Consider the following 16869-nt stretch of genomic DNA (forward strand, 5'->3'; position numbering starts at 1 on the left):
CACCACCCGGTGGAGCGGCCCAACGGCGTTCACGGCTGCTTCTCTGCGTGTCGATCTGGGAAATGGCTGACTGATCGCCGGGCGGAAGGCATGATCAACCCTGTCTCCTTGAGCCATTGGGGGTGGTGGTTGTGAGCGGTGGGACGCACACGCCGGCCTGGACGTGGCCCTCACCACGTCGCGAGCCGCCGCTGCCGCCTACCCATCTCCTGCGTCGCGACCGGCTCGCCGCGCCAACGCCGCGGTCCCGGGCTGCGCTGCGCGGCCATGGCACGGTCGTCGTCGTCACGGGTCTCGTGGGCGCCGGCAAGTCGACGCTCCTCTCGAGCTGGACCGCAGACCTGCGGGCCGCAGGTGTCGGTGTCGGCTGGGCGTCCCTGCAGGACGAGGACGACGACCCGGTCGTGCTGCAGGACCTCGTGCTGGGAGCACTGCACGACGCGCTGCCCGCATCGGTGCGTCAGGGCCTCGGGCAACCCGACGCGGTGAGCGAGGAGGCTGACAGCGCCGCGGACGAGCGCGACCTGACCCGCCAGGTCGCCGACGCGGTGCGCAGTGCGGGAGCACCGATCTGGCTCATGCTCGACGACGTGCAGGTCATCCAGTCCGACCGCGCCGTGCTCGCGCTCGACCGGCTGCTGCAGTGGTCGCCGCCCAACCTGCACATCGTCATGGCGGCCCGGTCGGACCCACGGATCTCACTCGGACGACTTCGCCTCCAGGAGCGCCTCCTCGAGATCCGTGACGCGGAGCTGCGTCTCGACGAGGACGAGACGGCGCAGCTGCTGGCGGCCGAGCGGCTCGACCTGTCGGCCGAGCACGTCCACCGCCTGTGGGAGCTGACCGAGGGGTGGATGGCCAGTGTCGCCCTGGCCGCCATGACGCTGCGGTCGGGTCGCGACGTCGAGGGCGTCCTCGACGGCTTCGGCAGCGACGGCGGGCTCTGGTTCCTCATCGAGGAGGTGCTGCACGAGCTGCCGGACGAGACCCACACCTTCCTGCTCGACACCTGCCTGCCGGAGCGCCTGTCGAGCGAGATGGCCGAGCTGCTGAGCGGGCGCGACGACGCCGGGCAGCTGCTGCACCACCTCGCCGACACCAACTCGCTCGTGTCGGTCTTCGGCGCCGAGGAGCGCAGCTACCGCTACCACACCCTGCTGCGCGGCTACCTCGTCGCTCGCCTCGCCGACCTCAGTGGGCAGCGCAGCCGGTCCCAGCACCTGCGCATCGCACGCTTCCTGCACGCTCGGGGCAACGACGCCGAGGCCCTCGACCATGCCATCTCGTCACGTGACCGGGCAACGCTCTTCACCCTGCTGCACGACGGTGGTCTTCGTCTGCTGCTCGAGGGCCAGCACGCCGTGGTCGACCGCGCTATCGGGCACCTGCTCGAGGGTCTGCGTGACGAGCAGCCGCGCCGCCGCTTCCTGCACGTGCTCGCGGCCATCATCGCCCTCGACTCCGGCGACGTGCCCCGGGCAGAGGCCCACCTCGAGGCGGCTGGCGGTCGCGAGCAGGCCTCCGCGGCAGCAGCTGCTCCCTCGGCGGTGGCTCCCGTCCAGCTCGACCGTCTCCTCGCCGCCACGTGGCTCTATCGCGACCGGCTGCGCGGCGAGCTGGACCCTGCGGTCGTCGACGCCGTGCTCTCGTCGGCGAGCCGCCCCGGCGCCGTCGGGGGCGCCGGGCAGTCCGACCTCCGTTCATTCGAGCACGTCACGGCCGGCATCTCCCTTCTCTGGCTCGGCCGCTTCGACGAGGCGGTGTCGGTGCTCGAGTCCGTTCTCGTCGACGCCGACGTCCGGGGTCACGACTTCGTCGTGATGACATGCGCAGCCGCACTCTCGACGGCCCACACGGCGCTCGGCACGTTCGCGGAGATGAGGCAGTGGGCGCAGTACGCCATCGACTACGCCACGCCTCGGAGATGGGCTGCGTCGCCACGCCTGCTGCCCGCCTACGTGTGCGCCGCGGGCGCCGCCCACGACAGTTTCGACGCCGAACGGGCAGCAGGGCTCATCGGCCTCGCCGAGGCGATCCTCGAGAGCAGGGGCGCACTCCTCGACGTGCCGACAGGGGCGTCCGGTGTCGTCGTCGCACCGGAGGTCGTCCGGTCGGTGCGCGCAGTCCGGTCCTTCATCGACTTCGACGGCGCCGCGGGCAACCCGGCCGAGCAGCGTCACATCGTGCGGGCACGCCACGACGAGGTGCTGGCGCTCGCGTCGGGACGCTTCTCACCGACGCTCGTCGCCTTCGAGATCGCCGAGCACCTCCGGATGACGCTCTCGTGCGGCGAGATCGACCTTGCGAAGGCCAGCCTCGAGCTGGCGGAGCGACAGCTCGGACCGTGTGGCGAGATCTCCGTCCTCGCAGCGCAGCTCGCCGTCCGGCTCGACCGCGAGGAGGAGGCGCGACACCTCCTCCACGGGGTGCTCGCGCGACCGGAGAGTGTGTCCGTCATCCACCTCCGCGTCGTCGGGCTACTGCTCGAGGCGACCCTGGCCCAGCGCAACGGCCAGCCGACGGTGGCGCACGAGGCGCTCCTTCGCGGTCTCGCGATCGCCAGTCGTCTCGGCTCCGTCCGCCTCGTGCTCGAGGTGGCACCCGAGGTCTTCGAGCTGCTCGTCGAGGGGCGCGGCCGGTTCGGCGCGGAGGAGGACTTCGTCGCCCATGTCATCGAGTCCGCCCTCACCGCCGCCGCGCTCCACGAGCCCGGCCACCGGTATGCCGTCTCGCGCGGTGCCGCTGCCGCGCCCGTCCTGACCCCGCGCGAGCTCAGCCTCCTGCAGGACCTCCCCTCGATGCTGACCGTGCCGGAGCTCGCCCGGGCCCGCGCCGTCTCGCCGAACACCGTGAAGACACAGCTGCGTTCGCTCTTCGCCAAGCTGGGGGCCGGCAACCGCCGCGAGGCCGTCGCCGCCGGCCGACGCGAGGGACTCATCTGAGCCGGTCGGCTCACACGCCGGCACCCCAGCCGGATCCCGTCACGGAGTCACCTGCACCGGGTGACGCGCGCGGGGTAGGGATCGCGACAGGGTGGGGGAGGCCAGCCGATGCGATCCGAAGGGGTGTCATGCGCTACGAGTTCGTGCTCGCGGAGCCGTTGCCTCCCGCCGTGGCGGCAGCGTTTCCGGAGCTGACGGAGTCGACGACGACGAGCAGCCGCGGGACCGTCCTCTACGGCCCGATCACCGACCGGGCGCACCTGCACGGCCTGCTCGACCGCTTCCACGCCTACGGCCTGACCGTCCTCGAGATGCGCCAGCTGCCCGACTAGGGCGGCGGCCGGGCGACGCCCGCCCCGGACGCCGGCGACGCCGCCTAGAGTGACGACATGGCGGCATCGCGCGGCACCCCGGCGGTCGAGCTCGAGATCGAAGGGCTGCCTGTGCGGCTCTCGAACCCGGACCGCGTCTACTTCTCCGACCGCGGCGAGACCAAGCTCGACCTCGCCCGCTACTACGAGTCAGTGGGACCGGGCATCGTGGGCGCGCTGCGGGAGCGGCCGTGCATGCTGCACCGCTTCCCGAAGGGCGTCGACGGGCCCAAGGTCCACCAGAAGCGGCTTCCCGCGGGCGCGCCGCCGTGGGTAGAGACCGTCCGGCTGCACTTCCCGCGCTACGGGCTCCACGCCGACGAGCTCTGCGTGACGAAGCTCGCCGACGTCATCTGGGCGGTTCAGATGTCGACCGTCGAGTTCCACCCGTGGAACAGCCGCCGGGCCGACACCGAGAGCCCTGACGAGTGGCGCATCGACCTCGACCCGATGCCCGAGTGCCCGTTCGAGCGGGTGCGCCGCGCCGCCGAGGTGACGCACGAGGTCCTCGACGAGCTGGGGGCCGTCGGCTGGCCCAAGACCTCGGGCGGGTCCGGCCTGCACGTCTACGTCCGCATCGAGCCGCGGTGGGGTTTCAAGGACGTGCGCCGGGGGGCTCTCGCCTTCGCCCGCGAGGTGGAGCGCCGGCTCCCCGACGACGTCACGACGACGTGGTGGCGCAAGGACCGCTCGCCCTCCGACCTCTTCGTCGACTACAACCAGAACGCGCGCGACCACACGATCGCCGCGGCCTACAGCGTGCGCGGCAACCCGCGCGGCACGGTCTCGGCACCCCTGCGCTGGGACGAGGTCGCCGATGCCCTGCCCGACGACTTCACGATCGCGACGATGCCCGCGCGCTTCGCGGAGCTTGGTGACCTCCACGCGGGCATCGACGAGGCCGTCTTCGACTTCGCGCCCCTGCTCGAATGGGCCGATCGTGACGAGCGCGACGGCCGCGACACGCCGCCCGAGCCCGAGCCCTCCTGAGCCGTATGCGTGGAGCGGGCCCCGCGGCATACCGCCGTCTGGTGCGCGCCCGCCCTCAGGCCGGCCGGCCTCAGTCCCGCGCGATGACGTAGGGCGGGGGAGCCTCGGGGTCTCCGGCTGTCGGCTTGGGCTCGGTGAGGATCTCGCACGTCCCGTCGGTGGGGCAGCCCACGAGGCGGTTGCGTCCGTCCGGTGTGACGGTGCTCAGCACGAGTGCGCGGGGGACGGGGTGCGTGCGGTAGCCGGCCTGGACGACGCTCGAACCCGACGGCACGCGCACGGCGAAGGCCGGCTTGCCCGTCGTGATGTCGACGAGCAGCACTCGCGTCTCCTCGGGACCGGTCGGCGTCGTCCAGGCGATGGCGTAGCGCCCGTCTCCGGTCACGCCCTTGAGCTCGAGGCCTTGGCAGTCAAGGTTCTTCGTCGCCTGGGTCGGGGTGTCGACGCCGACCACGGCGAAGCACTTGCCCCCGGAACCGCCGACAGCGGTCCTCGTCGAGTCGTTGAAGGCGACCATCTCGCTCTGGCGCCACTCGGCGGCCTTGCTCGTCGTCGTGTCCCATCGGAACGTCGTGCCGTTGTCGGTGAAGAAGACCGCCGGGCCGGCGAAGCCGACCACCTCGGCGCCTGTCCCCACGCCCGGCAGTCTGGCGACCTCGCGGCCGGCGGTGTCACGCACGCTGAGTCGGCCGTCGTCGCCGTCGACATAGGCGAAGCGGCCGCCACGGTTGGCCTCGACGCGGCTCCTGAAGTGGCCGAGGTCCTCGATCGTCGTGCCGCCCTGGTCCTCGAGCACCATCTTGACGAGACCGTTGGACGTCACCGTCACGACCCGGTTGCCACCGGGCAGGCGCAGCACGTCGACGGTGTCCCCGTCCGAGCCGGACTGGTTGCTGCCGGCGGCGCTGTGGAAGTCGCCGTCGACGGCATACGGCAGGACGAGCGCGCCGGTGGGCTCACCGGTCGTCGGCAGGGTGACGGTGGCGATGCCCGCGCTCGTCGTCGGTGAACCACTCGCCTGGGGGAACCCCGTGGCGCCGGCGGATGGTGTCGGCGTGGGGGTGTCGCCCTGGTTGCGCCAGACGACGGCGCCGACCGCCGTGACGAGCAGGAGCGCTCCGGCTGCGGCCGCGAGCAGCACCCGGCTCCGGCGGCGAGGTGCCGCGGACGCAGGGGCGAAGGAGGGAGGGTCGGTGGGTGGAGGCGGGGGAGTGGTGGGCGGGCCGGCTGGCGTGTCGGGGCCGGTGGTGGTGGCGGGCCCGGTCGACGCGGCCGCGCTCGTCGGCGTGCCCGGTGCGGAGCTCGTGACCTCCGGACGCACCTGCTCGAGGAGCTGGGTCACCTCGACGTCCCCGGGCTTCTCGGCTGCGAGCTGCTCGAGGATGGGCGCCGCCGTGGCCGTGGCGCCGGTCGCCAGAGCCGCCTTCGCCGCTGCGTAGAGCGAGTCCCGTCGGTGCTGCTCCCCGGGCCGCGCGGCGCCGGACGGGACGAAGGTGAAGGGCTCGTCGGAGCCGCCCGTCGAGCGCAGCAGCACCGCTGTGCCCCACTCGGAGGCCTCGTCGGAGGTGGCCATCGCCTTGCGCACCTCGCAGATGGCGGCGTCGATGCCGAGGCCTCGCGTGAGGAAGGAGTAGAGCTCGTGGCTGAAGACGAGTGCGGCCCGGTCGCTGATCTCGGTCTGCATGGCGACGACGGCCGGTAGGCCCTGCCGCACGAGGGCCTGCCCGACGCCGGAGAAGGCGTCGCGTCCGGAGCTGCGGGCTCCCTCGCAGGCGTTGAGGACGGCGAGCTGCATGTCGCGGGCGTCGTGGAGCAGCGTGCCGAGCCGGGCACCCGTGACGCGGTGCGCTGTGCCGTCGTCGCGCTCGAGGACGAGCACGCCCTCGTCGAGCTCTCGGTCGAAGCCGCCGTGCCCGACGAAGTGGAACACGTGGAAGGGGTCGAGCAGCGCGCGTTGCAGTGCCGGGAGCGTTGCGTCGTCGAGGACCACGAGCTCGAGCAGGCCGACGTCGACGAGGTCCTTCGTCGTCGCCTCGAGCAGCTGTCGCTCGCGGTCGACCGCGAGCTGTGGCACGTCGCTGGGACTCGAGATCATGACGAGCACGCGCAGCGGCGGGTTGACGACGACAGGAGGGGGCACGCCGAAGGCCTTGACCTGGCGGATGATCGGCGTGCGGTTCGACAGGGTGAGGAAGCGTCCGAGCTCGGCGGAGTAGAGGTACTCCCAGGGCACGGGCTGCAGGTCGGGGGCTCCTTCGAGGTCCAGCCGGAGCCGCACGTCGCGGCCGGCTCTCGTCTCGGCGTCGACCTCTGAACGGAACGTCGCGCCGATGGCGCCGCTGAGGAGCGCGTCGCCGAGGCGCTGCCCCAGCTCGCGCACGTCGCCGACGCGCTCCGAGACCGGCACGAGACGTCGGGAGGCGACCCGAGGAGGGCCGACGGCCACCATGAAGCCCGCGAGCTCGGTGGCGCTGAAGGGCAGCGAGAAGGTGGCGGCCAGCGGCTCGCCGTCGGGGCCGCGGCGGCCCGGCACGCGCACGGAGTAGCCGGCGTCGTCGCGACTGATGACGACGTCGAAGTCGACGTACGGATCGTTCACCTCGCACCCCCACCAGCGTCCGGACGGGCACCTCTCGGGGAACGGAGCGGCCGGGTGTCCGCAGTGATACCCCTACCCCCGCCAGTGTCCTCCTCGGCGGCAGGTGATGATGGGCGAAGCGCCGCACCGTCGGGCCGCTCCGTCCGGAGCGCTCGGTGGTGCATGGCTCGCCATCGTCACCACGACCAGAGGAGATTTCCCATGACGGCTCTCAGCGACTTCACCGCCACGACCATCGACGGTCAGGAGCGCTCGCTCGCCGACTACGCCGGACAGGCGGTGCTCGTCGTCAACACCGCGAGCAAGTGCGGCTTCACTCCCCAGCTGGAGGGTCTCGAGACGCTCCACGAGACCTACCGCGACCGTGGCTTCACCGTGCTCGGCTTCCCGTGCAACCAGTTCGGCGCCCAGGAGCCGGGCACCGAGGAGGAGATCGGCGAGTTCTGCCAGAAGAACTACGGTGTGACGTTCCCGATGTTCGCCAAGGTCGACGTCAACGGCGACGACGAGCACCCGCTGTGGGCGTGGCTGAAGTCCGAGAAGGGCGGCCTGCTCGGCGCCCGGATCAAGTGGAACTTCACGAAGTTCCTCGTCGGCCGCGACGGCCAGGTCATCGAGCGCTTCTCGCCGCAGACCGAGCCGGCCGAGCTCGCCACCCCCATCGAGAAGGCTCTCGCCGACTGAGGGGTGAGGCCCGGTGGCGCCTAGGATCGCTGCCGTGGACCGAGCTCGCTTCGCCGACAGGCGCGCCCACGAGGTCGTCGACGTGCGACGCGGCACCGACGCCCTCGAGGCGATCTCGCGTGACGGCTTCTGGGCCGTCGTCGCGACCTTCGAGGGCGACGTCACGGCGATCCGCTTCGCCGTCGTCGAGCAGGACGAGCCCGCCCAGCCCGACGAGCCCGACGAGCTCGTCGGGGATGGGGGGCCGCGGTGGACGCCGCTCGACGGGAGGTGGACCAGCTCGCTCGACCGGACGGCATACGTCTCGGCGGTGGCGGAGGTGCGCGAGCGGATCGCAGCGGGCTTCGTCTACCAGGTCAACGTCTGCCGGGTGCTGACCCACGAGCTGTCCGACGCTGCGGATCTCGATGGGCTGGACCTGCTTGTGCGGCAAGGGAATCCCGCACCCCATGGTGCGCGGATCAGGTGCGACGAGGCTGGCATCGACCTCGTGTGCGCGTCGCCCGAGCTCTACCTGAGGCGACGCGACGGTCGCCTCGTCACCCGGCCGATCAAGGGCACGGCGCCCACGCCGGAGCTGATGCTGCCCAAGGACCACGCCGAGAACGTCATGATCGTCGACCTCATGCGCAACGACATCTCCGGTGTCTGCGAGCCCGGCACCGTCTCGGTCGACGAGCTCTGCGTCACCGAGGCCCACCCCGGGCTCGTGCACCTCGTCTCGACGGTGAGCGGAGCGCTGCGGCCGGGAGTCGAGTGGCCCGCGATCTTCGGCGCGACGTTCCCTCCGGGGTCGGTGTCGGGCGCTCCGAAGTCGAGCGCGCTGACGACGATCGGGGCCCTCGAGCCGTCAGCCCGAGGCCCCTACTGCGGGGCCGTCGGCTGGGTCGATGCCGACCGGGGCACGGCCGAGCTCGCCGTCGGCATCCGCACCTTCTGGGCCGACCGCGACGACGCGGGCCGGAGGCACCTTCGCTTCGGCACGGGTGCCGGCATCACCTGGCACTCCGACCCCGAGGGGGAGTGGCGCGAGACCGAGCTCAAGGCGGCCCGGCTCATCGGGCTGGCAGCGGGCACTGTGACACCATGAGAGCGCCGTCGACACGCCCGCGGAGCAGCGACGGACGCGGCTGAGCGGGCGGGCGGCGACGCGGACGGACGAACGGGACGGAGTGGGGCAGCGGTGACGGGGACGAACATCCGGGTGTGGGTCGACGGCGACCTCGTGGAGCCCGAGGGCCCCGCCGTCAGCGCGCTCGACCACGCCGTCACGGTCGGCGACGGGGTCTTCGAGACGGCCAAGATCCTCGACGGCGCTCCCTTCGCGCTGGCCCGGCACCACCGCCGCCTCCTGCACTCAGCGGCCGGGCTCGGCCTTCCCGTCCCCGACCTCGCCCTCGTCGACAAGGGCGTCGCCGCCGTCCTCGAGGGCGACCCGATCGCCTTCGGCCGGCTGCGCTACAGCGTGACGGGAGGGGTCGGGCCGCTCGGCTCCGATCGCAATGAGGCCTCGCTGACGACCATCGTCCTGGCCGCGCCCCAGGCCCGACCTCCGGTCAGCGGTCGGCTCACTGTCGTGCCGTGGACGCGCAACGAGCGGTCCGCGGTCGTCGGCCTCAAGACGACGTCGTATGCCGAGAACGTCGTCGCGCTCGCCCGGGCCAAGGCGGTGGGGGCGGTCGAGGCCGTCTTCGGCAACACCCGCGGCGAGCTGTGCGAGTGCACGGGGAGCAACATCTTCGTCGTCGTCGACGGTGTCGTGCTGACGCCGCCGGCCGACTCGGGTCTGCTCGCCGGCATCACCCGTGAGCTCGTCATCGAGTGGGGCCGCGACGCAGGGGTCGAGGTGCGCGAACAGGCCCTGCCGCTCGATGTACTGACGACGGCCGACGAGGTCTTCATCACGAGCTCGACGAAGGACGTGCTACCCATCGACGCCGTCGACGACCGCCAGTTGCCGCCCCCGCGACCGGTCACGACCGCGTTGCAGGAGATCTTCCGGCGGAACGCCGAGCGGACCCTCGACCCGTGAGCGTGCGCGAGCCTGCCGGCCACGCCGGCCGGCGGAGGACGGGGTCGTGACGGGGGAGCCCGACGGCGCGCGTGAGCCCGCTGCCGCGCTCGAGCCGGCCGAACGGCATACCGGTGGGGTCGACTACTCCGACCGCAACGTGACGCTCGACGCCGACGAGGACCGGTGGGCCTGGCGGGCGAAGCTGCGCGGCAACAAGGTCACGCATCTCGCGTGGCGCATCGCAGTCGGCGTCGTCGGGGGAGTCGTCACGGTCGCGGGGCTGATCATGGTGCCCGCCCCGGGGCCCGGCTGGCTCGTCGTCTTCTTCGGGCTGCTCATCCTGTCGAGCGAGTTCGAGTTCGCCCAGCGCCTGCTCGACTTCGCGAAGCGGCACGTCAGCCGCTGGAACGACTGGATCATGGCGCAGGCCCTCTGGGTGCGCGGCGTCGTCGCGCTCGCCACCCTCGCCATCGTGTGGGTCGTGGTGTGGGGCTACCTCGCGTGGCAGGGGGTTCCGGCGTTCCTGCCGCAGTGGGCCGAGGATGTGCTGACGCGGGTTCCGGGCATCGACTGAGCCGCGGCTGCGGATCCGCGAGGCGATTACCGCGGCGGGCCGCGGACCGGCTATTGTTTCCCCTCGTCGCCCCGATCTCGCCACGTGGCTGGGGCGCCCGGACGTGTAGCTCAGTTGGTTAGAGCGCTCGCTTCACACGCGAGAGGTCAGGGGTTCGAGTCCCTTCACGTCCACCGAGCACAAATGGCCCCTGAACTGCGGTAACGCCGTTCGAGACCCTCACGTGAGGGTCGGTCGTGTCGGATACGTTTCGGATGAGGATCGCCTTCCGCGCCGTGGATGCACCGCTTGTCCGCCACATCAGGGGCCTTGCCCGCCTCCCACGCTGCGCACCCGGATGGCCAACGAACGCGCCCTCGGGATCTCGTTCGTCTGCGCCGCGCAGACCCGACCGCAGCTCTTCGGCGACCAGGAAGCCGGGACGCTGCTCGGGCTGACGAACACCCTCACCCTCTCCGGCAGCTCCAAGGACATCGCCTTCAACCAAGAGATCAGCGACCTCTTGGGGCCCGTCCGGGTCGCCCGCACCAGCGGGCAGACCGGGAACCGCAGCGGCCGTCTGGGGGTCGAATGCAGCGCCTCAGCCGCTCCTGAGCGGCGTCCTCGCGTTGACGCGGTGGTTCCGCGTTCGAGGCCCCCGCGTCTCGCGTCTCGCGTCCCGCGTCCCGGGCGCCGGCTCGTGGGTCGCCGTCGCACCGTCGCCCGGTCGAGCCGGCCCCGCGGACAGGCTCGGGAGAGTCCTCCGGAGCGTCAGCCGAGCAGCACGATGGTGTAGCCCCCGAACACCTGGCCCTGTTGGCTGGCGGTGACTCGATAGACGTGGGCCTGGCCTGGTCCCGGAGGCGAGTCCCCGGCGGTGAAGGTGACCTGCTGGTCATCGTGGGCCACCTGCTGGGTCGTCGCCCCACCGCCGAAGCCGGGACCATGTCCGACTGGTCTCGGCGCGGACAGGGAGAGGTCGCCGGAGGGGGCAGCCTGGGCCGGGAACTGGCCGCGTACGCCGGTGCGCAGCTGCAGCCACGGCATGGAGGCCGGGGCGGCTCGCTCGACGGTCACGGCCGCCGGCTCGCCGAACAGAGGACCGACTCTGAGGGTCAACGGCGTTGCCAGGGTTGCGACGAGCTGCTCGGCGGGCGCGAGCCGCATCCCCTGTGGGGCGAGCAGGTTGCCTGGGTCGCCGGCCGCCACGACGTGGATGTTGCGCTGTGCGACGTGACGGTTGAGGGCAGCGTCCCAGGGCGGAGTGCCGAGCCCGTCCGAGGTCTCGTCCCAGATCCGGACGACGAGGCACTCGTGCCCGCCGTTGACGAACGTGGGCGTCCACGCGACCGGGCACTTGACGACCGCGTGAGCGTGGCCGCTGCCCCGGGCCCCGAGCGAGGTCATGGTCTGGGCGATGAGGTTCGCTCCCGACGGTCCGATGCCGAGAGTCGGGTCGCACCAGTAGAACTCGACGACGACGTTCGGTGCCGCGGAGAGCCCGAAGTTCCACACGTGCGCATAGAGGGTGTTGGGCTTGCCGGCCAGTGCGTTCTGGCCGAGCGCCGGTGGAACGGGCGGTGCTGCCGCAGGGTCGGTGTCCGCGAGCAGGTAGATGTCGGGAGACTCCCAGAACGGGCCGACGACCGGTCGCGCGCCGAGGTCGCCGGGGTTGGCGCGCATGAAGAGGAACGGCAGGTACAGCTGATCACGCGGGCCGGGCCACTGCGACGGTGGCCTGGTGCCGAAGTTGCCGGGCGTGAGCGTCCCGCCGGGCACCTGACCGGTCGAGGTGCCCGTCGTGTGGCCCGGGCGGCCGGGGTTGTTCCACCCGACCGTCGTGCCACCGTCGTGGTCGCCGTCGTGCCCGTCATCGTGGTCGTGGTCGCCGTGGTGGTCATGATCGTGGGCGTTGCACCCGTGGCCGTGGCCGTGGCACGGGCACGTGCAGGTGGGTTGGTCGTGGTACCGGCCGTAACGCCCGCAGCATTCGCAATGGCAGGCGTCGTGGCAGTGGTGGGTTCCGCCACCACGGCATTCGTGGTCGCGTCCGTGCTCGCCGTGGGTCTGGTGGTGGCTCATGACTGACCTCCTCGCGGTGTCCGGGTCCGCCGCGCGGTCGAGGCCCCACCCTGCTTCGCGGTTGTTGTCTTCCGGGCCCGCTTGGGGCCGGGCCGGACCCCGATGACGTCGCCCGGCGATGGTGGGTCGACATAGTGCAGCTGCATCGCCGACTGGCCGGACTGGTCCCACTTCCCCGAGGTGTTGGGCAGCTCGGCGAGCTGTGGCGAGACGACCGGTGGCGCGAAGTGGACGCCGAGCTTGGTCGTCGCATCCCCCTTGGGGTCGCGGATCCAGTCCCAGGTGAGGTAGGCGTACGCGCGGTCGGCGTCGAGGTTGAACTGCGTGGTGTACCCCGTCGGGTTCGCGAGCTGCCCGATGAGGTACGCCGAGAACGGAACCGGGTCCCCGAGGGGGGAGAGACCCTTGCTCGCACGCCCGAAGAGTCGCTCGTTGACGAGGTCGGTCTGCCATGGGGTCTGCGCGTGCTCGTAGAGGAAGCGGGCTTGTGCGTCGTGGCCGCCGCCGGTCCGGAAAAAGACCTGGTCGGGTCGGGTTCCCTCGCGGTAGGGGCCGGGCCGGGTCGGCTTCTGGGAGGTGATCGGGATGCTGACCTCGCCGTCGGTGCGCACGGCGGAGGGGTCGCAGGCGTAGGGGTTGTAGAGCTCGGTCGGGTTCGGGATCTCGGTGTTGTGGTTGCCGTCCGTCGTGAACTCGCTCGTGCTGGGGTACGCCCACGGCCTGTGGTACTCCCAGCCCTCGGGGTCGTGGCCCGGCCGATACCGGGTGACGGGGTAGTACGGGTAGTTCGGGTCGTGGACCGAGTGTGAGACGATGACGCCGGTGTTCTGGTCGAGGTTGCCGAACGGGTCGATCGCATCGCCGAGAGCGGCGAGGAACGCCCCGTCGACGGTCTCACCGAGGGTGATGAGGGGCAGGTCGATCTCGTTCGGCAGGCGCAGCTCGCCGTCGTCGGCATACCGCTGCTCACCGTGGGGGATGTGAATTCCGGTGTGCGCCATGATGTTGTGGGTCTTCTGCGCGACGTCCCAGATCTTCATCGCAAGCTCGTACAGGCCGAGCCGGATCAGGTAGGTCCCCGGCGACAGGAGCATCTTGATGAGGTCGCCGAGGAGCTTGATCGCGTCGCTGATCTCCTTGACGAGCCACTCGACGAGCGCGATGAAGACATCGCACACGTCCTCGATGGGGTTGCTCGAGTCGACGCCGGAGAAGTCAGGCGGCTGGGCGAGGTTCGTGAAGTCGGACAGCGGCGGGACGATGACGAAGTCGGGCTTGCGCGGCTTGCTGAGCTCCCAGCTGCCACCGAAGTTCAGCTTGTAGAGCGTGATCATGAGCCGGTATGCCGTCGCGACCTCCCACGGGAGGGGGAATCCCTTCGGGACGGCGAAGGGAGGCGGCGGCGCGATCCCGTCGAGAACCTCCTGGAACGGACCGTCGAGGCCATGGCCCGTCGCGCCCTTCACGACCTGCGTGAGCAGGCCGGCATCGATCGAGCTCTGGAAGGCATCGCCCTGGTAGATCGTCGGGTGCGGGTGGTCGGCGAAGGTGTCGATGAGGGCGGCGACAATGCCCTCCGACAGCCAGCTCGGCATCTCCCCGTCGACATCGAGGGCCGCCTTGTCCGTGTCGGGGTCGCCCGTCAGGGCCGGCCGCTGCTTCCCGGCGGGGTCGTCCGGGGTGAGCTGGACCATGAACCACAGGGCGGACATCGACAGGTCCGGGTAGTCGTCGGTCCGGGCCCAGGGATCGGTCGGGATGGTCCCGTCGGCGCCCCCCTGGCGGTAGTTCCACGCGTCGATGTGGTTCTCGATGAGGTGGTGCCGGGTCGGGTGGTCCCGGTACGGGCCGCCGCACTGCTCGTTGACGAAGGAGTGCGCGATCGTGTCGGTGCCGACGTGGACGATGTAGCCGAGCGCGAAGGCGAAGAACTGCTGGAACTGGTCGCCGCCCGTCTCGGTCCCGTCGTGGTACTTCTCCGCCTGGGCGACCAGGGCCTGGCACGTCGCCGACGTGCGCCGGTAGTGGAGCATGTCGCTCCAGAGGAAGTTCTCCTCCGGATAGCCTTTCTGGACAACGGTGTTCATCATGTCCCAGATGCCGGCGTAGTCGGTGATCCACTCTTCACCGAGGTTCTTGATGGCGAGGAGGAACTCCTCCAGAACCGTCTTCGCGGAGGAGAGGATGCCGCCGGTGAGATCGTCGACCAGGTCGCCGACCGCGTCGACGAACGGCCCGATCGTGGCGTTCCAACCCTTGACGAAGTCCTGCCAGATCTTGTTCAGCTTGATGAGGAAGCGCAGGATGCCGGCCATCGTGGAGTCGACCTCTGCGAGGATCACGAGCAGCGGCTCCCAGTCGTCCTCGGCTGCCGCGTCGAAGTAGTAGTAGGACGCGAGCCCGAGCATGATGAGGTCCGAACGCGGTCCGAGGATGTCGTTGGACCAGTCCTGGGAGAAGAAGAAGAGGTCTGGTCCGATCGCCCCGACCGCCGCGTACTTCTCCCACTTGGCCATGACCTCACCGCAGAACTGCGGCGGGTACTTCGCGAGGATCTCGTGGCCCTGCACCTGCGGCCAGTCGGTGAACTCGCCCGAGGTGAGCAGGTCCGACACCCGCCGCGCGGTGTAGATGTGGGTGAAATGACCGGGCATGATGAAGTCCCATCCAGTGACGAAACGCCCGCCTTGACAGCGGTCTGGCTGTGGGTCCGCCTTCACGGCGGGCTCGTCACGGGTCCGCCTTGACGGCAGGCTCGTCCTCTGGTCCCCGGCGACACGGGACGGCCTTATCAGGGTAAATCCTGCCGTTCCGCGCCACACGACGATCGGCGGAAGTCCCAGGTTGGGCCCGGTGCAGGCGGCCTCACGCGCGAACAGAAGAACGGAATCGTTCTGCCAGGTATCCGCCCAGCCGGGAGACCCCGTCGCTACAGCCATCCAGTCTCGTGCGCAAGCCAACGCCAGTAGTTCGGGGAGCGTGAGCACTTGGGGATCGTGCTTGGTCTCGGCACGCCCCCCGGCCCTGCACGGGGCCGGGTTGCGACGTCAGGCCCGGACACGTCGCGCGCCGGCGACGCTCGCGTAGACCGCCGCGCTCGGCTTGGGGGTGCGCACGAACGTCTCGCGGTCGACCTCGTGCAGGCCGAGCTGAGCGCCGTAGCCGAAGATCCACTCGAAGTTGTCCATCAGCGTCCAGTGCAGATAGCCGAGCACCGGCACGCCGTCGTCCATCGCCTCGAGCAGCGCCACGAGGGACGGCTCGATGAAGCCTGCTCGCTGGCTGTCGTCGGGCGTCTGCATGCCGTGCTCGGTCACGAGGATCGGCACCCCGCTCTCGGCGTGGGCGTAGCGGACCGCTCCGGCGAGCGACGTCGGGTCGATGGCCGAGCCCATCCCGTTGACCGGCGTGCCCGGTGCGGGTGCCACCTCACCGGCCCCGTCGTACGTGCGGCTCTCGTAGTTCTGGATGCCGAGGAAGTCGTCCTCGTGGGCGAGCTCGAGCCATCGGGCATAGACCTCGTGCCGCTTCCGGTCGCGGAACGCTGCATCGTCACCGACCACCCGGTCGTCGACGACGGCGAGCGAGAAGCCGACCGGCAGCTCCGGTCGGCGGGCCTTGATGGCCGCTCGAGCTGCTCGGTGCCCAGCGGTCATGCCGTCGCCGATCGCGTCCATGTCCTCGGGGAGCATGACGTTGCCGACGCGGTAGCGCTCGACGCCTGCCGCCGCCGATGCGGCGTCCAGCGTCGCTCGCTCGAGGTCGCGGATGACGGCCGGCAGGTCGAGCCAGGACAGCAGGCGGGTGAGGTTGGGCTCGTTGAGCGTCACGGCATACGCGATGCGGTCGCCGAAGCGATCCATGACCCAACCGCAGTAGCGCGCGAAGAGCTCGGCGGACCGCGAGCTCAGCCACCCGCCCTCCGCGGCGAACCAGTGCGGGGCCGTGAAGTGGTTGAACGTCACGACAGGCGCCAGGCCGAGCTCGGCGCAGCGGTCGACGATCGCCTCGTAGTGGTCGAGCGCAGCCTCGTCGACGGTGCCCTCCGACGGCTCGACGCGGGCCCACTCGACCGAGAAGCGGTAGGCGTCCAGGCCCATCCCCTTGACGAGGTCGAGGTCGTCGCGCCACAGCTCGTAGCCGTTGCACGCCCGCCCCGACGGCTCCCGGAAGACCGACGGCGTCGTGTGCTCGAGGAACCACGTGTCGCTCGCGGTGTTCTGTCCCTCGTTCTGGTGCCCGGCCGTCGCCACACCGAGCACGAAGCCCTGGGGCAGCGGCCGTATGCCGTCCGGCCCGGTGCCGCTGTGAGGGCCGTCGCCTGCCGCCGGGTCCCACACGACGTCGAGCTCGTCGCGCTTGCCGAACCGCTCGAGGTGGTCCTTGACGACCTGCGCGAAACGGTCGGGGTCGCCCTCGTCGGGCACGGACGCCTCGACGTGGAGCAGGCCTTCCGCCGGCCACATCCGCACGACCTGCCCGGTATCGAAGCGGATGACCGTCGCGCCGTCCTCGTCGCCCGCGCTGCCCTTGCGGGCCCAGTGCCCGGCGAGCTGCTTGGCGTAGCGCTGGGGGCGCTCCGTGGCCATCGTTCCGTGTCGTGTCTGCATGTGATCTCTCCAGCGGTGGTGGTG

The 16869-nt window shown here is 71.0% G+C and carries 13 protein-coding genes and 1 tRNA gene; 10 read left to right on the forward strand and 4 right to left on the reverse strand.

Annotation, left to right across the window (positions count from 1 at the left end; all coding sequences use genetic code 11):
• Positions 1-131: 131 nt before the first annotated feature.
• From FHX52_RS04325 to ligD, 3 genes are all read left to right on the forward strand, one after another.
• Positions 132-2942 carry a winged helix-turn-helix domain-containing protein gene (locus tag FHX52_RS04325; protein ID WP_141820226.1) on the forward strand — a complete coding sequence of 937 codons (2811 nt, stop codon included), beginning with the start codon at positions 132-134 and terminating at the stop codon, positions 2940-2942.
• Positions 2943-3070: 128 nt separating this feature from the next.
• Complete coding sequence (locus tag FHX52_RS04330; protein ID WP_141820228.1) at positions 3071-3274, forward strand: hypothetical protein; 204 nt, start codon at positions 3071-3073, stop codon at positions 3272-3274.
• 57 nt (positions 3275-3331) lie between these two features.
• Complete coding sequence (ligD, locus tag FHX52_RS04335) at positions 3332-4303, forward strand: non-homologous end-joining DNA ligase (RefSeq protein ID WP_141820230.1); 972 nt, start codon at positions 3332-3334, stop codon at positions 4301-4303.
• A 70-nt stretch (positions 4304-4373) separates the two neighbouring features.
• On the opposite strand, the gene FHX52_RS24085 is transcribed toward ligD, so the two are convergent.
• Positions 4374-6902: a CHAT domain-containing protein gene (locus tag FHX52_RS24085; protein ID WP_221630469.1), complete on the reverse strand. Its 2529-nt coding sequence runs from the start codon at positions 6900-6902 to the stop codon at positions 4374-4376.
• Positions 6903-7103: 201 nt separating this feature from the next.
• On the opposite strand from FHX52_RS24085, the gene FHX52_RS04345 reads away from it, so the two are divergent.
• From FHX52_RS04345 to FHX52_RS04370, 6 genes are all read left to right on the forward strand, one after another.
• Positions 7104-7586, forward strand: coding sequence for a glutathione peroxidase (locus FHX52_RS04345; RefSeq protein WP_141820232.1), 483 nt, complete (start codon positions 7104-7106; stop codon positions 7584-7586).
• Positions 7587-7620: 34 nt separating this feature from the next.
• Positions 7621-8676 carry a chorismate-binding protein gene (locus FHX52_RS04350; RefSeq protein ID WP_141820234.1) on the forward strand — a complete coding sequence of 352 codons (1056 nt, stop codon included), beginning with the start codon at positions 7621-7623 and terminating at the stop codon, positions 8674-8676.
• Between the two features lie 93 nt (positions 8677-8769).
• Positions 8770-9618, forward strand: a complete 849-nt coding sequence (locus FHX52_RS04355) for an aminotransferase class IV (RefSeq protein ID WP_141820236.1) — start codon at positions 8770-8772, stop codon at positions 9616-9618.
• A gap of 46 nt (positions 9619-9664) precedes the next feature.
• The gene (locus FHX52_RS04360) at positions 9665-10174 is read left to right on the forward strand and encodes a TIGR02611 family protein (RefSeq protein WP_141820238.1); all 510 of its coding nucleotides are present in this window, start codon (positions 9665-9667) and stop codon (positions 10172-10174) included.
• Positions 10175-10273: 99 nt separating this feature from the next.
• Positions 10274-10347: transfer RNA gene (locus tag FHX52_RS04365), tRNA-Val, on the forward strand.
• A gap of 50 nt (positions 10348-10397) precedes the next feature.
• On the forward strand, positions 10398-10949 hold the full coding sequence (locus FHX52_RS04370) for a TraM recognition domain-containing protein (protein ID WP_281287931.1): 552 nt from the start codon (positions 10398-10400) through the stop codon (positions 10947-10949).
• On the opposite strand, the gene FHX52_RS23735 is transcribed toward FHX52_RS04370, so the two are convergent.
• Positions 10925-11932 carry a hypothetical protein gene (locus tag FHX52_RS23735; protein ID WP_185747083.1) on the reverse strand — a complete coding sequence of 336 codons (1008 nt, stop codon included), beginning with the start codon at positions 11930-11932 and terminating at the stop codon, positions 10925-10927. The two genes, FHX52_RS04370 and FHX52_RS23735, sit on opposite strands and share 25 nt — an antisense overlap.
• A gap of 84 nt (positions 11933-12016) precedes the next feature.
• Between FHX52_RS23735 and FHX52_RS23740 the strand changes: the two genes are divergently transcribed.
• The gene (locus FHX52_RS23740; protein WP_185747084.1) at positions 12017-12241 is read left to right on the forward strand and encodes a hypothetical protein; all 225 of its coding nucleotides are present in this window, start codon (positions 12017-12019) and stop codon (positions 12239-12241) included.
• On the opposite strand, the gene FHX52_RS04380 is transcribed toward FHX52_RS23740, so the two are convergent.
• Positions 12232-14889 (reverse strand): zinc dependent phospholipase C family protein, encoded by a 2658-nt coding sequence (locus FHX52_RS04380; protein ID WP_141820242.1) that lies wholly within the window; start codon positions 14887-14889, stop codon positions 12232-12234. The two genes, FHX52_RS23740 and FHX52_RS04380, sit on opposite strands and share 10 nt — an antisense overlap.
• Before the next feature lie 393 nt (positions 14890-15282).
• A complete protein-coding gene (locus tag FHX52_RS04385) occupies positions 15283-16845 on the reverse strand; it encodes a family 1 glycosylhydrolase (RefSeq protein WP_141820244.1) in 1563 nt (520 codons plus the stop codon).
• Between the last annotated feature and the right edge of the window lie 24 nt (positions 16846-16869).

It is taken from the genome of Humibacillus xanthopallidus (assembly GCF_006717145.1).
Lineage (GTDB): Bacteria > Actinomycetota > Actinomycetes > Actinomycetales > Dermatophilaceae > Humibacillus > Humibacillus xanthopallidus.

Excerpts from the sequence above, each read along its gene's own strand:
- FHX52_RS04345 (WP_141820232.1), top strand. The coding sequence starts at position 7,104 with ATGACGGCTCTCAGCGACTTCACCGCCACGACCATCGACGGTCAGGAG.
- FHX52_RS04330 (WP_141820228.1), top strand. The coding sequence starts at position 3,071 with ATGCGCTACGAGTTCGTGCTCGCGGAGCCGTTGCCTCCCGCCGTGGCG.
- ligD (WP_141820230.1), top strand. The coding sequence starts at position 3,332 with ATGGCGGCATCGCGCGGCACCCCGGCGGTCGAGCTCGAGATCGAAGGG.
- FHX52_RS04380 (WP_141820242.1), bottom strand. The coding sequence starts at position 14,889 with ATGCCCGGTCATTTCACCCACATCTACACCGCGCGGCGGGTGTCGGAC.
- FHX52_RS04385 (WP_141820244.1), bottom strand. The coding sequence starts at position 16,845 with ATGCAGACACGACACGGAACGATGGCCACGGAGCGCCCCCAGCGCTAC.